The sequence below is a fragment of the Streptomyces sp. NPDC088810 genome (assembly GCF_044750305.1).
Classification (GTDB): Bacteria; Actinomycetota; Actinomycetes; order Streptomycetales; family Streptomycetaceae; genus Streptomyces.
In genome coordinates this window covers 124,202-146,059 of sequence record NZ_JBIVJQ010000006.1, presented here as the reverse complement: position 1 = coordinate 146,059, position 21,858 = coordinate 124,202, and the positions used below count along the sequence as shown (strand labels likewise).

General features: G+C 76.0%; 3 protein-coding genes. All 3 read right to left on the bottom strand.

Going from position 1 to position 21,858, the window contains the following annotated elements; genetic code table 11:
- Positions 1–12: 12 nt before the first annotated feature.
- Entirely contained in the window at positions 13–18,687 is an 18,675-nt protein-coding gene (locus ACIP4Y_RS20990) for a non-ribosomal peptide synthase/polyketide synthase (protein ID WP_401395504.1), read from the bottom strand.
- A 300-nt stretch (positions 18,688–18,987) separates the two neighbouring features.
- Positions 18,988–20,340: a serine hydrolase domain-containing protein gene (locus tag ACIP4Y_RS20985; protein WP_401395501.1), complete on the bottom strand. Its 1,353-nt coding sequence runs from the start codon at positions 20,338–20,340 to the stop codon at positions 18,988–18,990.
- A gap of 89 nt (positions 20,341–20,429) precedes the next feature.
- Positions 20,430–21,638, bottom strand: coding sequence for a cytochrome P450 (locus tag ACIP4Y_RS20980; RefSeq protein WP_358644325.1), 1,209 nt, complete (start codon positions 21,636–21,638; stop codon positions 20,430–20,432).
- Positions 21,639–21,858 lie beyond the last annotated feature (220 nt).

The window sequence follows — 21,858 nt, the reverse complement described above, 5'->3', positions numbered from 1 at the left end:
GTCGTCGGATCCTCACCGTTCGTGGTCGTGGCCGCCGTACGCGGCGTCTTCGGAGTCGGGGCCGTACACGTCGCCTTCGGCGTCCGGGTCGCCGTACGCGGCGTCCTCCAGTTCGCTCAGCACCTGTTCCTCCACGCGTACCGCCAGGGCGGCCACCGTGCGGGAGAGCAGGACGTCGCGGGGTGTGAGCGTGACGCCGAACGCGTCGTTCGCGCGGGAGGCGATGAGCAGGGCGCGCATGGAGTCGCCGCCGAGCAGGAAGTAGTCGTCCTCGGCGCCCACGGCCGTCTGGAGGGTCTCCTCCCAGATGGCCGCCAGCGCCTCCTCGGCCGGGGTGCGGGGCGCCACGTACTCGGGTCGTGTCCGCTCCTCGGCCGGTGCCGGGGCGGGCAGGGCGGCCCGGTCCGTCTTGCCGTTCTCGGTGACCGGGAAACGGTCCAGCACCGCGAAGGCCGAGGGCACCATGTAGCCGGGCAGCGAACGGGCGGCCAGCGCCCGCAGTTCGGCCTGGGTGGGCGGTTGCGCGCCGGGGGCCGTGAGCAGGTGGGCGACCAGCCGCGGTTGGCCCGGCTCGTCCTCGCGTACGGTCACCACGGCGTCCAGCACGCCCGGGTGGCCGACCAGCGTCGCCTCGACCTCGCCCGCCTCGATGCGGTGGCCGCGCAGCTTCAGCTGGTGGTCGGTGCGGCCCAGGTAGTGCAGCTCGCCCCCGCTGTCACGGCGCACCAGGTCGCCGGTGCGGTACATGCGGGTGCCGGGCGGCCCGAACGGGTCGGCGCGGAACCGGGACGCGGTCAGGCCGGGCCGGCCGAGGTAGCCGCGGGCCAGCGCCGGTCCGGCGAGCCACAGTTCACCGGTGACGCCGTCGGGGACCGGCCGCAGCCGGGCGTCGAGGACGTAGGCGCCGGTGGCGGGCAGCGGGCGGCCGATGGGCGGTGCGCTGCCGTCCGCCTCCAGGGGGGCGGACCAGGTGGCGACGACGGTGGCCTCGGTGGGGCCGTAGGAGTTGACCATCCGGTGGTGCGGGGCCCAGCGGGCGACGAGTTCGGCGCCGCACGCGTCGGCGCCCACGATCAGCGTCTTCAGGTCGGGCAGCGTGCCGGGGGTGTCGGCGGGCAGGGTCGCGAGCGCGGCCGGCGGCAGCAGGGTGTGCGTGATCCGCTCGGCCCGCAGGGTGTCGGCCAGTTCGGCGCCGAGCAGCGGACCGGGCCGGGGTACGACCAGCCGGGCGCCGTGCGGCAGGGACGTGCACAGTTCCAGCACGGAGGCGTCGAAGCTGGGCGTGGCGAAGGCCAGCACCCGGTCTCCCTCGCCGACTTGGTAGTGGGCGGCCTCGGCGGCGGAGAAGGCGGCGAGCCCGCGGTGGGTGACGACGACGCCCTTCGGGGTGCCGGTGGAGCCGGAGGTGTAGATGACGTAGGCCGGGTCGTCCAGGTCGAGCGGGCGGCTCCGGTCGCTGTCGCCGGGCCGGTGTCCGGGTACGTCGTCCGGCGGGGCGGCGAGCAGTCCGGCGACCTCCTTGGCGTCGAGGGTGAGGGCGGGGTCCGCGTCGCCCAGCATCAGGGCGATCCGCTCCTCGGGGTAGGCGGGGTCGACGGGCAGGAACGCGGCGCCCGCCTTCGCCACGGCGAGCTGCGCCAGCACCATGTCCGGCGAGCGGGGCAGCAGCAGCGCGACGAGGTCGCCGGGTCCCGTGCCGCGGGCGATGAGCCGGTGCGCCAGCCGGTTGGCCCGCGCCTCGACCTCGGCGAAGGTGAGCAGCGTGCCGGGCGCGGCGAGCGCGGGGGCGGTCGGCCACCGGTCGACGGCGGCCTCGATCAGGGCGGGCAGCGTGGCGGGGGGCACCGGATGGAGCGCCGGGCGGGCGGGGCCGTGCAGCAGCCGGTCCCGCTCGCCGGGCGGCAGCAGGTCGAGGTCGTCCAGGCGGTCGGTGCCGTCGGAGGCGGCCAGTGTGTGCAGGGTGTGCAGCAGCTGCCCGGCCAGGGAGGCGGCGGTGGCCGTGTCGAAGTACCGCGGGTCGTAGCCGAGTTCGACGGCGAGCCGGTCGCCGGGCGAGACGACCACGGTGAGGGGGTAGTTGGTGGCCTCCCGGGCGTCCAGGTCGCGCAGGGCGAGCCCGTGCGCGCCCGCGGTCGCGTCGCCGACGGGGTAGTTCTCGAAGACCACCAGGCTGTCGAACAGTGCGGTTTCCGACGGCAGTTGGGTGAGGGAGTGCAGTGTGTTGAGGGGCAGGTGATCGTGCCGGCGGTCCTCGGCGCGTGCCTCCTGCACCGCGCGCAGCCAGGCGGCGCAGCGGGCGCCGCCGTCGACCGCGGTCGGGGCGGGCAGGGTGGTGATGAACAGCCCGGTGACGGTGTCGGCGCCGGGCAGGTCGGCGGGCCGGCCGGAGACGGTGGTGCCGAAGCACACCTCCCGCTGCCCGCTCCACCGTGCCAGCAGCAGGGCCCAGGCGCCCTGCACCAGCGTGTTGAGGGTGAGGCGGTGCCGGCGGGCGAACTCCTGGAGTTGCCGGGTCTGTTCGGCGCCGAGCCGTTGTGACAGCCAGGTGCCGGAGCGGGCCGTGGTGCCCGGGGCGGGCCGGCGGTCGTACGGCAGCGGGGTCGGCGCGGTGAGCCCGGCCAGGGTGTCGCGCCAGTGTTCCTCGGCGGGGCCGGTGTCGCGGGCGGCCAGCCAGGCGGCGTAGTCCGCGAACGGCCTGCGCTCGGGCAGCCGGGGCCGCTCGCCGCGGGCGAGGGCGGCGTGCGCGGCCGTGACGTCGGACAGGACGTGGAAGACGCTCCAGCCGTCCAGCAGGACGTGGTGGAAGGTCCACACCACGCGGACCGTGTCCGGGCCGAGCCGGACCAGGACGAGCCGCAGCAGCGGGGCGCGGTCCAGGGCGAGGCCCCGGGTCCGCTCGTCGGCGAGCAGCCGCTCCAGCTCGGCCTCGTGCCGGTCCGCCGGCAGACCGCTCCAGTCGTGCTCGGTGACCGGCAGGGTCACGGCCCGGTGGACGATCTGGAGCGGCACCGGTACGCCGTGCAGGGCGACGGAGGTGCGCAGCACGGGGGTGCGGTCGACGACGTGCTGCCAGGCGGCGGCCAGGGTCCCCAGGTCGTCGGCGCCGTCCGCCACGAAGGTGATCTGCTCGACGTACAGGCCGTGTTCGGCCTCGTCCAGGCCGTGCATCACCATGCCGGTCTGGGTGGGCGTGAGCGGATACACGTCCGTGACGTCCGCGCCGTTGCCGACCAGCCGGTCGACGGCCGCCTGGTCGAGCGGCGCGAGCGGGAAGTCGGAGGGGGTACGGCCGCCCGCGCCCGGTTCGGCGCAGTGCCGGACGATCGCGCGGAGTTCGTCGGTCAGCTCGGCCGCGAGACGGCCGACGGTCTCCCGCCGGTGCACCGCGCTGCTGTACGACCAGGTGAACTCCAGCCGCCCATCTGTCACCTGCCCGAGGACGTCGAGGAGGTGCGGCCGGTCCGCCGAGCGGTCCATGCCGCCGGTGAGGCCGCCGTGGGGCGCGTGCAGCAGGCCGCCCGGGGCGGGGGCCCCGTCCGGCCGGCCCAGGTAGTTGAAGCAGACCGGCGGCAGACCGGGCAGCTCTCGGCCGGCCGTGGGGTGCAGGAAGCGCAGCGCGCCGTAGCCGAGGCCACCGTGCGGTACGGCCCGCAGGTTCTCCTTGACCGCCTTCAGGACGGTGCCGGTGCCGGCGTCCCGGGGCACGTCCAGGGCGACCGGGTACATGGCGGTGAACCAGCCGGCCGTGCGGGCGAGGTCGGTGTCCGGGAACAGGTCCTCGCGGCCGTGGCCTTCCAGGGTCACCGCCACCCGGTCCCGGCCGGTCCAGCGGGCCAGGACCCGGCCCAGCGCGCACAGCAGGACGTCGTTGACCCGGGTGCGGTACGCGTCCGGCACGTCCTGGAGCAGCCGGCGGGTCTCCTCGGTGTCGAGGCCGGCGGTCACGCTCTCCTCGTCGGCGACGGTGTTCGCGCCGCCGGGGTGGTCCACGGGCAGTGCGGTGTCGGTGCCGAGGCCCTGCCAGTGGGCGAGTTCGGCGTCGAAGCCGCCCGCCTCGGTGTGCGCGGCGAGCCGCCGGGCCCAGTCCCGGAACGAGGTGCTCTTGGGTCCGAGGGCGGGCCGCTCGCCGTCCCGCAGCGCCCGGTAGGCGGTGTCGAGGTCCTCCAGGAGCAGGCGCCAGGACACGGCGTCCACCACCAGGTGGTGGGCGGCGAGCAGCAGCACCGGCCGGCCGCCGCCGTCCGGCCGGCACAGCGCGGCCCGCAGCAGCGGCCCCGCGGCCAGGTCGAAGCCGGCGGCGAGGGCCTCGGCGACCGCGTGCGGCGCCGTCCGCCGGTGCACCTCCAGGTGCGGGGGCTCGGCGCCGGGCGCGGTGCCGTACTGCCGCCACCGCCCGTCCCCGTCCCGTTCGAACCGCAGCCGCAGGGCGTCGTGGTGCTCCAGTACGGCGGCCAGCGCGGCCCGCAGCAGGCCCTCGTCGGGGTCCGCGGCCAGCTCGTAGGCGACCGTCTGGCTGAAGTGCGCGGGGTCACCGGTGAGGGTGTCCAGCAGCCAGTGCTGGACGGGGGTGAGCGGGGCGTCGCCGGTCACCGGGCCCTGCTCTGCGGCGACCGCCGAGGCCGGAACCCGCTCCGCGGCGGCGGCGAGTTCGGCGAGGGTCTGGTGCGTGAACAGGTGCCGGGGGGTCAGCGCGAGCCCGGCCCGGCGGGCGGCCGAGACGATCCGGATGCCGAGGATGGAGTCGCCGCCGAGCGCGAAGTAGTTGTCGTCGGCGCCGACCTCGGGCACGCCGAGCACCTCCGACCAGATGGCCGCGAGGGTCTGCTCGGCCTCGGTACGCGGCGGCCGGCCGGCCTCGCCGGTGCCCGGCGCCGCCCACTCGGGTACGGGCAGCGCCCGCCGGTCGAGCTTCCCGGTGGCCCCTAGCGGCAGTCGCTCCAACGGGACGACGAGGGCCGGGACCAGGTGGTCGGGGAGGCTGCGGGCGAGGAAGGCCCGCAGCTCGGCGGTGTCGGGCAGGTCGGGCGCAGCGGCGTCGGACCCGGCCGGGGTGCGGGGCACCACGTAGCCGATCAGACGGCGGTGGCCCGCGTGTTCGATCACCCGGGCCGCGGCGGCCGACACCGCCGGGTGGCGGGCCAGCGCGGCCTCTACCTCGCCGAGTTCGATGCGGAAGCCGCGCACCTTCACCTGGTCGTCGCCGCGGCCGAGGTAGACGAGGTCGCCGTCGGCCGTCCAGCGGACCAGGTCGCCGGTGCGGTACATGCGGCTGCCGGGCGGGCCGAACGGGTCGGGCAGGAAGCGGCTCGCGGTCAGGCCGGGCCGGCGCAGGTAGCCGCGGGCGACGCCGGTCCCGGCGAGGAACAGCTCGCCGGGCGCTCCGGCGGGCACCGGTCGCATCCGCTCGTCCAGGACGTAGGCGCGGGCGCCGCCGAGGGGCCGGCCGATCGGCGGATCGCGGTCGGGGTCGGCCGGGTCGCAGGTGAAGGCGGTGGCGTAGACGGTGGCCTCGGTGGGGCCGTAGATGTTGCGCACCTGGCTGCCGGGGATCGCCGTGCGGACCCGGCGTACGGTCCGGGCGGGCAGCCCCTCCCCCGCGAGGACGACGGTGTCCGCGGTGATGCGGACGGCGTCCTCGGCGAGCAGCCGGTCCAGGGCCGAGGGCACCGCGCTCAGCAGTCCGGCGCGCCAGGGCCCGGGGCGCTCGGCGAGGGCGAGCAGGTCGCGGACGACCTCCACGCAGCCGCCGGACAGCAGGGGCGAGAAGATCTCGAAGACCGACACGTCGAAGTTGAGCGAGGTGGAGGCGACGACGTGGTGCAGGCCCCGGCCGCCGAACTCGGCCACCGCCCAGTCGGTCAGGGCCAGCACGGAGGCGTGGCTGACGACGACGCCCTTGGGCCGGCCGGTCGAGCCGGAGGTGTGGATGACGTAGGCGGGGTGGCCGGGCAGCAGGGGGGTGCGCCGTTCGCCGTCGCCGACCGGGGTGTCCGGTACGTCGGCACCCGGGTCCTCGTCCAGCACGATCCGGGTGAACGGGCCCTCGGGCAGCCGCCCGGCGGTCTCCGTGGCGGTGATCACGGCGCCGGGCCGTACGTCCTCGAAGAGGAACGCGACGCGCTCGGCCGGGTACTGGGGGTCGACGGGCAGATAGCCGGCGCCGCTCTTGAGCACCGCGAGGAGTGCCACCAGCAGGTCGGCGGTGCGGGGCAGGCAGAGGGCGACGAAGCGCTCGGGTCCTGCGCCGGCGGCGATGAGCAGCCGCGCCAGCCGGCTGGAGCGGGCGTCGAGTTCGCGGTACGTGAGGCAGGTGTCGCCGTGCCGGACGGCCGGGGCGTCCGGGGTGCGCTCGGCCTGCCGGCGGAACGCCTCGGGCAGGGTGTCGTACGGTGCCTGCGCCATCCGTCCGCCGAACCGGTCCACCAGCGCCCGCCCCGCGGCCGGGTCCAGCAGCGGCAGCTCGGCCAGCCGGCGGTCCGGGTCGGCGGCCATGCCGGTGAGCAGGGCGCGCAGACTCTCGCCGAGCGCCTCCACCGTCGTGGCGTCGAAGGCGGCGGGGTCGTAGTCGAGGTGCACGGCCAGGGCGTCCCCGGGCGCGACGACCACGCTGAGCGGGTAGTTGGTGGGCTCCAGGTCCCGTTCCTGTTCCATGGCGAGGCCGTGCCGGGCCAGCGCGCCCTCGTCGAAGGGGTAGTTCTCGAAGACCACGATGGAGTCGAACAGGCCGGTGCCGCCGGGCACGTCGCTCCACGACTGGACCTGGGCCAGTGAGACGAAGTCGTGGCGGCGGGCCTCGGACTGGGCGGCCTGGAGGTCGCGCAGCCAGTCCAGCAGCGGGCGCGCCCCGTCGACGCGGGCCCGGGTGGGCAGGGTGTTGATGAACAGGCCCACCATCGAGGTGACGCCCGGCAGTTCGGCGGGCCGGCCGGAGACGGTCGTACCGAACACCACATCGGTACCGCCGCCGTAGCGGGACAACAGCAGCGCCCACGCGCCCTGGAGGACCGTGTTGAGGGTCAGCCCCGCCCGCTGGGCGGTCTCCCGCAGCCGCGCCGAGACGTCCGGGCCGAGGGTCATGCGCACCGACCCGGAGGAGGACGCGCGGTGGGCCTCGGCGGGCCGCCGGTCCCGGGGCAGTTCGGTGGGCGCCTGGAAACCGGCGAGGGTCTCCCGCCAGTACCGTTCGGCCCGGCCGGTGTCCCGCCCGGACAGCCAGCGCAGATAGTCGGCGAAGGGCCTGCGCTCGGGCAGGTGCGGGCGGCGCCCGGAGGTGAGGGCCGCGTACCGCTCGCACACCTCGTCGAAGACCTGGGCGGCGCTCCAGCCGTCGAGCAGGACGTGGTGGAAGGTCCACACCAGGCGGACCCGGTCCGGTCCCAGCCGGATCAGCGTCAGCCGCATCAGGGGCGCCGAGCCGAGGTCGATGCCGGCCTGCCGGTCCTCGGCCAGCAGCCGGTCCAGCTCGCGCGCGCCCCGCCCGGCGGGCCATCCGGACCAGTCGTGGTGGGTGACGGGCACGGTGGCCCGGTGCCGGACGACCTGCAGGGGTTCCGGGGTCTCCTGCCACACCAGGCCGGTGCGCAGCACCGGGTTGGCGTCGGCGGTGTGCTGCCAGGCCTCCGCGAGCGCGTGCGGGTCGGTGACCCCGGACAGCACGAGTTGCACCTGGTTGACGTAGGTGCGGCTGTCGGCGTCCAGCAGGCTGTGGAAGAGCATGCCCGCCTGCATCGGGGTCAGCGGGTAGACGTCGGCGACGTCGCGGCCGTCCCCGGCGATCCGGTCCACGGCGGCCTGGTCCAGGCGGGCCAGCGGGAAGTCCGAGGGGGTACGGCCGCCCGCGCCGGGGCGGGCGCAGTGCGCGACGATGTCGGTCAGGGCGTGCAGCATGCCCTCGGCGAGCGCGGTGACGGTCTCCTCGCGGTGCCGTCCGGCGCCGTAGTACCAGGTGATCTCCAGCTGGCCGTCCTCGACCCGGGCCACGACGTCCAGCAGGTGCGGCCGCTCGGTGCCGGGCGCCTCGGCGCCGCCCAGGCCGCCGGGCACCGCCCCGATCAGGGTGCCGCCGTCGGCGGACCAGTCGAAGCGGCCCAGGTAGTTGAAGGTGATGCCGGGCGCGGGCGCGGCGGTGAGCCGGGGGTCGCGGGCGAGGTGGCGCAGGACGCCGTAGCCGAGTCCCCGGTCGGGTACGGCCCGCAGCTGCTCCTTCACCGACTTCAGGGCGGTGCCCCAGTCTCCCGCCGGGAGCGTCAGGGCGACCGGGTGGAGGGAGGTGAACCAGCCGACCGTGCGGGACAGGTCGACGTCCTCGAACAGCTGGTCCTCACGGCCGTGTCCCTCCAGGCCGACGGCGACGGTGTCGCGTCCGGTCCAGTCGGCGAGGACCCGGCCCAGCGCGGTGAGCAGGACGTCGTCGACGCGGGTGCGGTAGACGCCGGGGACACGGCGCAGCAGGCCGTCGGTGCGGTCGCGGTCCAGCCGGACGGTCACCTCGCGGACGTCGGCCATGGTGGTGCCGCCGTCGCCGTCCACGGGGAGCGGGTCGGCGCAGTGCCGGGCGGCCCGCTCCCAGAAGTCCAGTTGGCCGGCGAAGGTGCCGGCACGCTCGCGCAGCCGGCGGGTCCACTCCCGTACGGAGGTGGTGCGGGCGGGCAGCCGTACCGGCTGTCCGGCGGCGGCCTGCGCGTAGCCGGTCTCCAGGTCCTCCAGGAGGATCCGCCAGGAGACGCCGTCGACCACCAGGTGGTGGGCGACCAGCAGCAGCCGGGCGGGCCGGGCGCCGTCGGCGGTGAACAGGCGCGCGGTGAACAGCGGGCCGGTCTCCAGCCGGAGTCCGGCGTGGGCCGCCGCCGTGACACGTTCCTCGGCCTGCGGGTCGTGGACCTGGAACAGCTCCGGGACCGGACTGTCCGCGGCGATGTCCTGGCTCCAGGAGCCGTCGCCGCCGAGAGCGAACCGGGCGCGGAGGGCGTCGTGGTGGGTCCACAGGGCGGTGAGGGCGCGGCGCAGGGCGTCCTCGTCGACCGGGCCGGCGGCCTCGATGACGACGGACTGGTTGAAGAACCCGGGGTGCGCCGGCCGCGGGTCGAGGAACCAGTGCTGGATGGGGGTGAGGTCCGCCGGTCCGCCGACCGGTTCGGTGCCGGCGACCGCGGGCGCGGCATCGCCGCCGGCGGCGGCCAGCTCGGCGACGGTGGGGTGCCGGAAGAGGTCGCGCGGGGAGAGGGTGAGGCCCGCGGCCCGGGCCCGGGAGACCACCTGGATGCTGAGGATGGAGTCGCCGCCCAGGGTGAAGAAGTTGTCGTCCACGCCGACCCGTTCGACACCGAGCAGCTCGGCCCAGATCCCGGCGAGGATCCGCTCGGTCCCGGTGCGCGGGGCCCGGTGGGCCCGGTCGCCGCCCGCCGACCAGTCGGGGGCGGGCAGCCGACGCCGGTCGACCTTGCCGTTGGCGGTCAGCGGCAGCTCGGGCACGGTGACGAACGCGGCGGGCAGCATGTAGTCGGGCAGCCCGGCCGCCAGGTGGGCGCGCAGCTCGGACGCGGCGGGTGTGCCGGCGCCGCCGGCCGGTACCAGGTGGGCGGCGAGCCGCTTGCGGCCGGCGTCCTCGTAGAGGGAGACGACGGCCTCCGCGACGGCGGGGTGGGCGGTGAGCAGCGCCTCGATCTCGGCGGGTTCGACGCGGAAGCCGCGGATCTTGATCTGGTCGTCGGCGCGGCCGACGAAGTGCAGTTCGCCGTCGGCGCTCCAGCGCACGAGGTCGCCGGTGCGGTACATCCGGGTGCCGGGCGGCCCGAAGGGGTCGGCGACATAGCGGGCGGCGGTCGCTGCGGGCCGGCCCGCGTAGCCCCGGGCCAGTCCCGCGCCGGCGATGTACAACTCGCCCGGGATCCCCGGCGGTTGCGGCTGGAGGGCGGCGTCGAGGACGTACACGCGGGTGTTGTCCAGCGGGCGGCCGATGGGCAGCACGGCGGGCAGCGGGTCGCCGGAGCGGAAGACGCGGCGGGTGGCGAAGGTGGTGGTCTCGGTGGGGCCGTAGCCGTCCACGACGGTCAGGCCGGGGCACGCGTCGAGGACCCGGCGTACGGCCGCGCCCGGCACGGCCTCGCCACCGGTCCACACCTCGCGGGCGCCGCGCAGGCAGCCGGGGTCCTCCTGGGCCAGCAGCCGGAACAGCCCGGCGGTCAGCCACAGGCAGGTCACGCCCTGTTCCGTGACGGCGCGCCGGACCTGGGCGGCGTCCAGGTCGGCCGGCGGGGCCAGCACGGCGGTGCCGCCGCGCAGCAGCGGCACCCACACCTCGTAGGTGGCGGCGTCGAAGGCGTGCGGCGAGTGCACGAGGACCCGGTCGTGCCCGGTGAAGGCCCGGTCCAGGGCGAGGGCGACGACGTCCCGCTGACGCACGGCGACGCCCTTGGGGGTGCCGGTGGAGCCCGAAGTGAACATCAGGTACTGGACGTTGTCCGGGTGCACGGTGTGCGCGGGCGCGGGGCCGTCCGCGCCGGAGGTGTCGTCGACGCGCACCACACCGTCGCCGGGCAGCAGCTCCCGGGCCGTCCCCGCCCAGCCGGCGTCGGTGAGCAGCAGCCCGGCGCCGGCCTCGGTCAGTGTCCGGCGCAGTCGCTCGGCCGGTGCCCTGCCGTCCAGCGGCACGTAGACCCCGCCCGTGCGGACGAGCGCCAGCTGCGTGACGACCAGCTCCGCGGAACGGTCCATGAGCACGCCGACGGGCCGTTCCGGCCGTACACCGAGACCGGCCAGGCGCGCCGCCAGCCTCTGGGCCCGCGCGTCGAGTTCACGGTAGGTGAGCTGCTGGTCTCCGGCCTCCAGGGCCACGGCGTCGGGGGTACGGCGGACCTGTGCGGCGAAGAGGTCCGCGACGGTGGTGTCGGGGAGGGCCGTGCCGGTGTCGTTCCAGGCGCGCAGCACCTGCTCGCGGCGGTCCGGGGCGAGCAGCGGGAGCCGGGCGGGCGGGCGCCCGGCGCCGGCGGGCAGGTGGGTGAGCAGGACGGTCAGGTACTCGGCCATCCGCTCGGCGGTCCCGGCGTCGAACAGGTCGGGGTCGTAGCCGAGGCGCAGGGTCAGCTCGGGGCCCGGGTAGGCGGTGAGGCTGAGCGGGTAGTTGGTGGTCTCGACACCCTCCAGGCCGCTCAGCCGCAGACCGTGGGCGGCGGCGAGGTCGTCGTCCACCGGGTAGTTCTCGAAGACGACGATGCTGTCGAACAGGCTCACCTGCTCGGGAAGTTCGGTGAACGCCCGCATTCGGGTGAGCGGCAGGTGGTCGAAGCGCCGGTCCTCGCTCTGGTCGTGCTGGAGCGCGCGCAGCCAGTCGGTCAGGGTGCCGTCGGCGGGGAGCGGGACCCGGGTGGGCAGGGTGGTGATGAACAGGCCGGTCATGGCGTCGGCGCCGGGCAGCTCGGGCGGCCGTCCGGACACGGTGGTGCCGAACACCACCTCGTCCCGGCCGGCCTGCCGGGCCAGCAGCAGCGCCCAGGCGCCCTGCACCAGGGTGTTCAGGGTCAGGCCGGAGCTGCGCGCCAGCTCCGCCAGCGCCCGGGTGGCGGCCGCGGGCAGCGTGGCCCGGACCGCGTGGGTGGACTCGGCGCGGTGCGCCTCGCGGGGCTCACGGTCGTACGGCAGCGGTGTGGCCTCGGCCAGGCCGGCCAGGCGGTGCCGCCAGTGCCGTTCGGCTCCGGCCGGGTCGCGCTGCCGCAGCCAGGCCACGTAGTCCGCGTACGGGGGCCGGTCCGGGAGGGCGTCGGGGCCGGTCCCGGCGTGCTGGGCGAAGACGTCCGAGAGCACCTGGAACAGGCTCCAGCCGTCCAGCAGCAGGTGGTGGAAGGACCACACCACGCGCACCGAGGTGTCGGAGACGCGGGCGAGGAGCAGCCGCTGGAGCGGGGCCCGGCCGAGGTCGATGCCCTCCGCGCGGTCCCGGGCCAGTACGTCGTCCAGCCGGGCACGGCGCTCCTGCGCCGTCAGGTCCCGCCAGTCCAGGTGGGTGACCGGCACGGCCGCGTGGCGCTGCACCACCAGCAGCGGCTCGGGTACGTCCTGCCAGACGACGCGGCCGCGCAGCACCTCGGTGCGGTCGGTGACGTGCTGCCAGGCGGCGGCGAGGGCCTGCGGGTCGGGCACGCCGTCCAGGTCGAACGTCAGCTGCTGGAAGTAGACCCCGCGGTCGTCCTGGGACAGGCCGTGGAAGAGCATGCCCGCCTGGGTGGGCGTGAGCGGGTACGCGTCCGCCACCGCCGCCGGGTCCGCGCCCGTGATCCGGTCCACGGCGGCCTGGTCGAGCCGGGCCAGCGGGAAGTCGGACGGGGTGCGCCCGGCGGCCCCCGGCCGGGTGGCGTGCCGGGCCAGGCCGGAGAGCGCGTCGGCGAAGCGCCGGGCCAGGCCGGCGACCGTGTCCTCCCGGTGCAGCCGGTCCGAGTAGAACCAGGTGAACTCCAGTGCGTCGCCGTCGAGTTGTCCGACGACCTCCAGGGCGTGCGGGCGCTCCGCCGCCGGGTCGGCGTCCAGCTCCAACGGGCGTACGGTGCCCCGGCAGAGGCCGTCCGCGTCCTCCGGCAGGCCCATGCGGCCCAGGTAGTTGAAGCTGATCTGCGCGGCCGTGGTGCGCGGTGCCGTCCCGGGCCCGGCGAGGTGCCGCAGCGCGTCATGGCCCAGGCCGTGCCGGGGCACGGCGCGCAGCTGCTCCTTGACCTGCTTCAGCACGGCGTCCCAGCCGGCGTCCTCGGGCACTTCGAGCGCGACGGGGTACCGGGTGGTGAACCAGCCGACCGTGCGGCTGATGTCCAGCTCGGGGAAGAGTTCCTCGCGGCCGTGCCCCTCGACGTCGACCACCACCCGGTCCTGACCGGTCCCGGCGCACAGTGCCCGGCCGAGGGCGCTCAGCAGGACGTCGTTGGCCCGGGTGCGGTAGGTGTCGGGCAGGGTGCGCAGCAGGGCCGAGGTGTCCTCGGGGCTCAGGCGCACGGTGACCGTGCGCTGCGAGGCGTAGGTGTTGGTGCCGCCCGGCAGGTCGGCGGGGAGGGCGGGTACGGTGCCGGGCACCGCCCGGGCCCAGTACTCGAGCTCGTCGGCGAAGCCGCCGTCGGCCGCGTGGGCGTTCAGCCGGCGGGCCCACGCGCGCAGCGGCGAGGACTTCGGGGGCAGCGCGGCCGGGCCGTCGTCGCCGGCGCGGCGGGCCCGGTAGGCGCGGTCCAGGTCGTCCAGCAGCAGCCGCCAGGACACCCCGTCGACCACCAGGTGGTGGACGGCGAGGTGCAGGACGCGGGGCCGGCCGGCTCCCCGGTCGTGCAGGACGGCCCGCAGCAGCGGCCCCCGGGCGAGGTCGAACGGGCCGAAGTGCGGGGTGTCCGGGTCCGGGCCGGTGTGGCGGGCCAGGCGGAGGCGGGGTGCCCGGTCCTCGATGTGCCAGCGGACCCCGGGGGCGGTGTCGTCGGCGACGAAGCGGGAGCGCAGGGCGTCGTGGTGGGCGACCAGGTCGTTCAGCGCGTCCTCCAGCGCCGCCGGGTCCACGTCGTCGGGCACCTGCACGGACAGCGCCTGGGCGAAGTGACCGGCGCGCTCGGCGGCGGTGTCGAACAGCCAGTGCTGGATGGGGGTCAGGGGGGCCGGGCCGGTGGCCGCCTCCGGTGCGGGGGCGGCCTCGCGCGGGCCTCGGGCGGCGTCCGCGCAGCGGGCGAGGGCGGCGACCGTCTGGTGCCGGTAGACGTCCCGGGAGGTCAGCGGCAGGCCGTCCTGCCGGGCGCGGGCCACCACCTGGATGCTGAGGATCGAGTCGCCGCCGAGCTCGAAGAAGTTGTCGTCGACGCCGATCCGTTCGGCGCGCAGCACCTCGGCCCAGATCGCGGCGAGGGCGCGCTCGGTGGGCGTGCGGGGCGCGACGTGCCGTACCGCGCGGACGGCGGGGCCCGGGTCGGGGAGCCGGCCGCGGTCGAGCTTGCCGTTCGGGTTCAGCGGCAGGGCGTCCAGCACGACGACGGCCGACGGCACCATCGAAGCGGGCAGCGTACGGCCGAGTTCGCGGCGTACGGCCTCCGGTTCCACGCGCTCGCCGGCGACCGGGACGACGTAGCCGGCCAGACGCCGGTGGCCGTCGCTGTCGGTGGTGGTGGCGGCCGCGGCCTCGGCGACGCCCGTGCAGCGGCGCAACGCCTCCTCCACCTCGCCCAGTTCGATGCGGAAGCCGCGCACCTTGACCTGCTGGTCGATGCGGCCCACGTATTCGAGAACGCCGTCGGCACGGCGGCGCACCAGGTCGCCGGTGCGGTACATGCGCTCCCCCGGCGCGCCGAACGGATCGGCGACGAACCGCGCGGCGGTCAGGCCTGCCCGGTTCAGGTAGCCGCGCGCCAGCCCGCCGCCACCGAGGTACAACTCGCCGGTGACGCCCACCGGTTGGGGCCGCAGCGCGTGGTCGAGGACATAGGCGCGGGTCAGCGCCACCGGCTCGCCGATGGGCGGGGCCTGTTCCGGCAGCCGGTCCCCGGCGAACCAGGCGGTGGCGTACACGGTGGCCTCGGTGGGCCCGTAGATGTTGGCGATCCGGCAGCCGGGCAGCGCGGCGCGCAGATCGTGCAGCGTCTGTGCGGGCAGGGCCTCCCCGGCGAGGACGACGGTGTCCGCGGTCACGGGTGCCGTACCGCCCGCGATCAGGCGGGAGACGACGGACGGCACCCCGCTCAGCAGCCCGGCCCGCCGGGGGCCCGTGCCGTCGGCGAGGGCCGGCAGGTCGGCGACCACCTCGACGGTACCGCCGGCCGTCGTCGGGCAGAGCAGCTCGAAGACGGAGACGTCGAAGTTGAGGGAGGTGGAGGCGATCACATGGGCGAGCCCCTGCTCCCCGAACCGCTCCCCCGCCCACGCGGCCAGCGCGGCGACCGTGCGGTGGGTGACCACGACCCCCTTGGGGCGGCCGGTGGAACCCGAGGTGTAGATGACGTACGCGGGATGGTCCGGCAGCAGCGGCCGGGGCCGGTCGGCGTCGGTGACGTCCGTGTCGGGCACGGCCGGGTCGGCGCAGTCCTCCAGGAGCAGCGGTGCGCAGTCCGCGGGCAGGGCGGCGGCGGTCTCCCGGGTGGCGATCACCAGGGCGGGCCGGGCGTCGCCGAGCATGAAGCGGACGCGTTCGGCGGGGTAGGCGGGGTCGACGGGCAGATAGCCGGCGCCGGCGCTGAGGACGGCCCACAGCACGGGCACGAGGTCGGCGGTGCGCGGCAGGCACAGCGCGACCAGGGTCTCCGGGCCCGCGCCGCGCGCAATGAGCAGCCGGGCCAGCCGGTTGGCGCGCCGGGCGACCTCGGCGTAGTCCAGCCGGACGGGCCCGCAGACGACGGCGGTGCGGTCGGGGGTGCGGGCCGCCTGGGCGCGGAACAGGTCGGGCAGGGTGGCGGGTTCGCCGTCCGCCGACCGGCGGGCGGGCGGGTTCCAGGTGTCCACCAGCGTGCGCTGCTCCTCGGCGGACAGCATGGGCAGCTCGGCCAGCGTGCGGCCGGGGCCGTCCGCCATGCCCTCCAGCAGGCGGTGCAGATGGGCGGTCAGGCGGGCCACGGTCGCCGCCTCGAACAGGTCCGTGTTGAACTCGGCGGTCAGCACGCAGCCGCCGTCCGCTTCCGGGGTGAACTCCAGGACCAGGTCGAAGCGGGCGGCCGGGCGGGGCAGCGGATGCTCGGCGAGGCGTACCCCGCCGGTCAGCGGCGGCACCGGCAGCGCGGTCTGCTGCACCACGAGCGCCTGTACCAGCGGGGTGCGGCTCGGGTCGCGCGGCGGGGCCAGCTCCTCGACCACCCGGTCGAACGGCACCCCGTCGTGGGCGAAGGCGTCCAGGACGGTCGTCCGCATGCTCTCCACGAACCGGTCCACGGTCGCCCGCTCGTCCACCTCGCCGCGCAGCACCACCGTGTTGGCGAAGAAGCCGGGCACGTCCTCCAGGTCCCGCCGGCCGCGGCCGGTGGTGACGGTGCCGAACGCGACGTCCCGCTGTCCGGAGTAACGGGAGAACAGCAGCGCGGAGGCGCCCGCGAACAGGGTGAACACGGTGGTGCCGCGACCCGCGGCCAGGTGCCGCAGCCGGGTCACCAGCTCGGCGGGAAGCGCGTGCCGGTGGGCCGCTCCGGCGGTGGTGCGCACGGCGGGACGCGGCCGGTCGGTGGGCAGTTCGAGCTGCTGGAGACCGGCCAGGTGCCGCTTCCAGTAGGCGAGGTCGGCGGCGTCCGCGTCACCGGCCCGCTGCCGCCGCTCCCAGACCGCGAAGTCCGGGTACTGCACCCGGGGTTGCGGCAGGCCGTCGGGCTCACCGGTGGTCTCCGCGTGGTAGAGGGCGGCGAGTTCGCGGGTGAGGATGCCCACGGACCAGCCGTCGGTGACGATGTGGTGCTGCGCCAGGAGCAGCAGGTGGTCCTCGGCGGCCAGCCGGACCAGCAGGGCCCGGGTGAGCGGGCCGGCCGCCAGGTCGTAGGGGCGGCTCAGCTCCTCGGTGAGCAGCGCCTCGGCGGCCTCGGCGCGGCGCCTGTCGGGCACGTCGGTGAGATCGGCGGTTCTGAGGGGCAGCTGCGGCTCCGGCGCGACGCGCTGGGCGCCCTGGCCGTCGACGGTGGTGAAGGTGGTGCGCAGGGAGGCGTGGCGGGCCGCGAGGCGGCGCAGGGAGCGGCGCAGCGCGTCCGGGTCCAGGGGGCCGCGCAGCCGCAGGGACACGCCGGTGTTGTACTCGGTGCCGCCCGCGGTGAGGTCGTCGAGGTACCACAGCCGGCGCTGGGCGCTGGACAGCGGCAGGACGGCCTCGGCGGGGGCCGGCGGTATCGGCTCGGACGGCGCCGTGGCCGACGGGTCGCCCGGCAGCACGGCCAGGGCGGCGATCGTCCGCGCGGTGAACACGTCCCGTACCGTCAGCCGGACGCCCAGCTCCTCCCGGATCCGGGCCAGGACGCGGGCGGCGAGGATCGATTCGCCGCCCAGTTCGAAGAAGTCGTCCGTCACCCCGACGGTCTCGACGCCCAGCACCTCCGCCCAGATCGCCGCGAGAGCCCGCTCCGGCTCCGACCGCGGCGCCACGTGCCCGGCCGCGACGGAGCGCTCCGGAGCGGGCAGCGCCCGCCGGTCGATCTTGTGCTGCGGGGTGAGCGGCATCCGCTCCAGTACGACGATCGCCGAGGGCACCATGTGGGCGGGCAGCGCGGCGGCGAGGGCGGCGCGTAAGGCGGCGGGGTCGAGGGGGTGCGCGGGGAGCGCCGGACGGTCGGCGGAGGCGACCGGGGTGGTGGAAGCGTCCGAGTCCGCGGAAGCCGGGGCTCCGGCCGGGGTGACGTAGGCGACGAGGCGCTGGTGGCCCGGCGTGTCCTCGCGTACCACGACGACCGCCTCGCCGACGGTGCCTGCGCCGGCCCGGCGCAGGGCCGACTCGATCTCGCCCGGCTCGATGCGGAAGCCGCGGATCTTCACCTGCCGGTCCAGCCGGCCCAGGAACTCCAGTTCCCCGTCGGCGGTCCAGCGCGCCCGGTCCCCGGTGCGGTACAGCCGGGCGCCGGGCGGGCCGAAGGGGTCGGCGACGAAGCGGGCGGCGGTGAGCCCCGGCCGGCCCAGGTAGCCGCGGGCCACCGCGTCGCCGCCGACGAACAACTCGCCGTCCGCACCGGCCGGTACGGGACGCAGCGCGGCGTCGAGGACGTGCACCCGGGTGTGTGGCAGGGCACCGCCGATCGTCGGCGTGCCCTGGCCGGCGGTGAGCGGCCCGGTCCACGTGGCGACGATGGTGGCCTCGGTCGGACCGTAGGAGTTGATCATGCGGCGGCCGGGTGCCCAGCGGTCCACGAGCCCGGCCGGGCAGGCCTCCGCGCCCACGATCAGCGTGCGCAGGTGACGGGCGGTGCCCTGGGCGGGGTCGGGCAGGGTGGCCAGCGCGGCCGGCGGGATGAGGGCGTGGGTGATGCGGTGTTCGTCCAGGACCGCGGCGAGTTCGTCGCCCAGCCAGGGGCCGTGCGGCGGTACGACGAGCGTGGCGCCGGAGAGCACGGAGACGCACAGCTCCAGTACGGAGGCGTCGAAGCTGGGCGAGGAGAACTGGAGCACGCGGTCGCCGGGGCCCACCGCGTACCGTTCGGCGGCGGCCGTGGTGAAGCCGCCGATGCCGCGGTGGGTGACCGTCACGCCCTTGGGGGTGCCGGTGGAGCCGGAGGTGTAGATGACGTAGGCGGCGTGGTCGGCGGCGGCCTCGGTGCCGGCCCCGGGCTCCGCGCCGTCTCCGGTGTCCAGCAGCTCGCGGACTCGGGGCGGATCGTCGAGGGTGACGGTGGGCGCGGCGTCGGCGAGCATCAGCGCGCGGCGCTCGGCGGGGTAGGCGGGGTCCACGGGCAGGAAGGCGGCGCCCGCGCGCGCGACGGCGAGCTCCGCCGCGATCAGCTCCATCGAGCGCGGCAGGACGAGGGCGACCACCCGGTCCGGCCCCGCTCCCCGCCGGGTCAGGTGTACGGCCAGCCGGTCGGCGCGGGCGGCCAGTTCGCGGTAGGTCCAGGTGCGTCGGCCGTCGGTGAGGGCCGGTGCGTCCGGGGTGCGGGCCACCCAGGCGGCGAACAGCTCGCCGAGCGTCGGATACGCCGGGGCCGCGCCGCTCTCCGGTGCGTCGGCGGCGGGGCCGGCCTGCCGCGGCAGGGAGGACGCCGGTGCGGGCTTGTCGTGCAGGTCCGTCATGGGTGAAGTCCTTTGGAGAGCGGGACGATGCGGCGCCGGGGACCGCCACGGGGGTGGTGCGCTGGACCGGGGTGGCCCACCGGGTGTGCGCGACGGTGCTGTGGAGCGTGGGTGCCGGGGCCGGGACGTACCGGCCGGCGGTGCCGACGGTTCGGAGAGGACCACCTGATCGGTGACGACCACGGGTGCCCGGCGCCTGCCCGCTCGGGCACGGGTGGCACCGGTATGCGGCGGGAGCGCCGGCTGTTCCGGCGGTGTCGACCGGGACCGGGAACCGAACCTCGGCGGTACCCGAACCGGTCAGCCGTCGGCCGTGCGCCGGGCCGTGCGGCCGGAGATCTGTACCCGGTCGACCCTGCCGGTGGCCGGATCGCGGTGGAAGCGGCCCCCGGGTTCGAGGCGCCCGGTGTCCGGATCGCGCAGGTCGCAGGAGAGGTCGGCGTAGCAGACCAGCGGGATGGGCAGGTCGCCGTCCACGGACAGGGCCGGCGAGCCGTCCGGGCCCGGCGCGACGCGGTACGTCGTGGTGCCGTTGTGATAGGTGCCCGCGCAGTCGGGCAGGGCGACGGGACGGCCCCGGTCCGCGACACGCGCGCCGACGGGCACCTGTATGCCGGTCAGCCGGCCCAGTTCCTCGGCGAGGTCGCGCCAGAGCGCGGTCGCGCCCCCGGCGTTGCCGGTGAAGGCGACCACCACCCCGCTCTCCGGCTCGGCCCGCAGATGGCAGGACGTGCCCTGGGCGTTGCCGTCGTGCCCGCACCACACGCGGTCGTCCCGCTGGTACAGGGCGAGTCCGGCGCCCCAGCCGTCGGCCAGCGCGCCGGGGCGGGCGGCCGGCTCGGCGCGGCGCATCTCCTTGGCGACGGCGGGCGGCAGCAGGTCCGCGCGGCCGATCAGCGCGTTGCCGAACGCGGCCAGGTCCCGGGCACCGGCGAGCAGCGCACCGGCCGGCGCCTCCAGCGGGGCCAGGTTCTGCCGGGCCGGACGGGCCTGCCCCGTCGCGGTGTTGACGGCGTGCCCGGCGGCCACGGGACGGGCGGGCACCGCATCGCCGAGGAGTGCCGGAACGACACCGAGGGGTTCGAGGAGCAGCGCCCGGACCGCCTCGGGCCACGGCATCCCGGTGACCGTCTCCACCAGCCGGCCGGCGGCGACGTAGCCGGCGTTGGAGTAGGAGAAGTCGGTCCCCGGCGGGAACAGCGTGTCCCGGGCGGTGCAGACGGCCGCGAGATAGCGGGCGGCGGTGGTCGTGGCGGCCGTGTCCGAGTCCGGCCCGGTGGGTAACCCGCTGATGTGGGCCAGCAGGTGACGGATCGTCACCTCGGGGACTTCGCCCAGCTCCGGGAGGTGTGCGGCGGCGGGCTCGTCCAGGTCGAGGTCGCCGTCGTCGGCCAGGAGCATGACGAGCGCGGCGGTGTAGGGCTTGGTGAGCGATCCGAGGGGGACCGCGGTGTCCGCGGTGAAGGGAGTGCCGGTCGCGGTGTCGGCCGTACCGGTGTGCACGGATATGAGGTCCGTGCCGGTGTCCAGGGCGAGTTGGGCGCCGGGCACCCGGTGGGTCCGGGCGAGGGCGTCGAGACGGTTTTGCAGCTCCCGGTGCAGCAGGGACGGCGTCCGGGAGGCGGCCGGAGCGGCGGGGAAGGTGTACGGCATGAGAAGGGGACTCCCGTTGGATGGGTCTCATGTGCGGGTGTGCCGGTCCGGCCCGTGAGCGGTATGGGGGCCGGCCGGTGCGCGCTCGGCTACGGTCTGGCGACCTCGACGGGCAGCTGCCGTACGCCGATGATGACGGCCGGGTTCTGGTAGGCGACGTCCTCGTAGGAGGGGATCGCCAGGGTGCGGAATCGTTCATGCAGCATGCGCAGGGCGATCCGCGCCTCCAGCCGGGCCAGTGGCGCGCCGAAACAGAAGTGGATGCCGTGCCCGAAGGTCAGATGGGGATTGGGGTTCCGGGTCACGTCGAGGACGTCGGGCGCGTCGAAGCGGGCGGGGTCCCGGTTGGCGGCGCCCAGATGCGCCATCAGCAGGCTGTCGGCCGGGATGTCCTGGCCGCCGAGGACCACGGGCCGGGTGACCCGGCGCCCCAGTTCCGGGAAGGGCGGCAGCCAGCGCAGCACCTCCTCGACGGCGGCCGGGATCCGTGCGGGGTCCTCGCGCAGCGCGGCGTCCGTGCCGGGGTGCCGGTCGAAGGTGACGACGGCGTTGCCCAGCAGCGCGGTGGTGGTGATGTGCCCGGCGACCAGCAGCAGGGCCACGAACCCGACCATCTCCTGGTCGGCGAGGCGGACGCCGTCCACCTCGGCGGCGATGAGTCTGCTGGTGAGGTCCTCGCCGGGGCGGGCGCGGCGGGCGCGGATGTGGTCGAGCATGTAGCCGTTCATCTCGCGCACGGTGGGGGCGATGGCCTCCAGCGCCCGTTCCAGATCGGCCATGTCCGGCGCCTCGCCGAGCTGGTCGCCGCCGAACAGGACGCTCGCCCACTCCTGGAAGAGCCGGTGTTCCTCGGCGGGGATGCCGAGCAGTTCGGCGATCACGATGATGGGCAGCGGATAGGCCAGCGCGTCGACCAGGTCGAACCGGTCGCGGTCGGCGACCTCGTCCAGGAGCCGCGCGCACACGGCCTCGATACGGGGTTCGAGCCCCTGGACGACCCGCGGGGTGAACGCCTGGCTCACCAGGGTGCGGAGCTTGCGGTGCTCCGGCGGGTCCATGCCGACGAAGTTGCCCTGGGTGAAGGTCTCGAAGTCGGACTGGGTGGGGGCGAGGGCGGAGAGGTCCGAGGAATACGTCGCAGGGTCGGCGAGCACGGTGGCGACGGTCTCGTGGTCCAGAACCTGCCAGACGCCCTGGGTCTCGTCGTACCGCACCGGGCCGGCCTCGTGTAAGCCCCGCCAGCGGTCGGGTAACTCCTCCAGGAGGGGCCGTTCGCCCGTCGGTTGCGTGCTGATCACCTTGTCTCCTTGCTAGCGCGTGCGGGCATGGCGGAGCCGCGAAGGGTCGATGCCGTGGACCGGCACGGCCGGGGCCGCGGGCGGTTCCGGGCACGGGTGTGTCCCACTGCCGGGTGGTCCGGACGGGAGGAGCGCACGTCCGGTGCGGCTTCCTCGTGCGCGGCGGGACGGTCAGCCGCCGTCGGTGGGGCGCCGGGGTGGGCCGTAGGCCCTCAACACA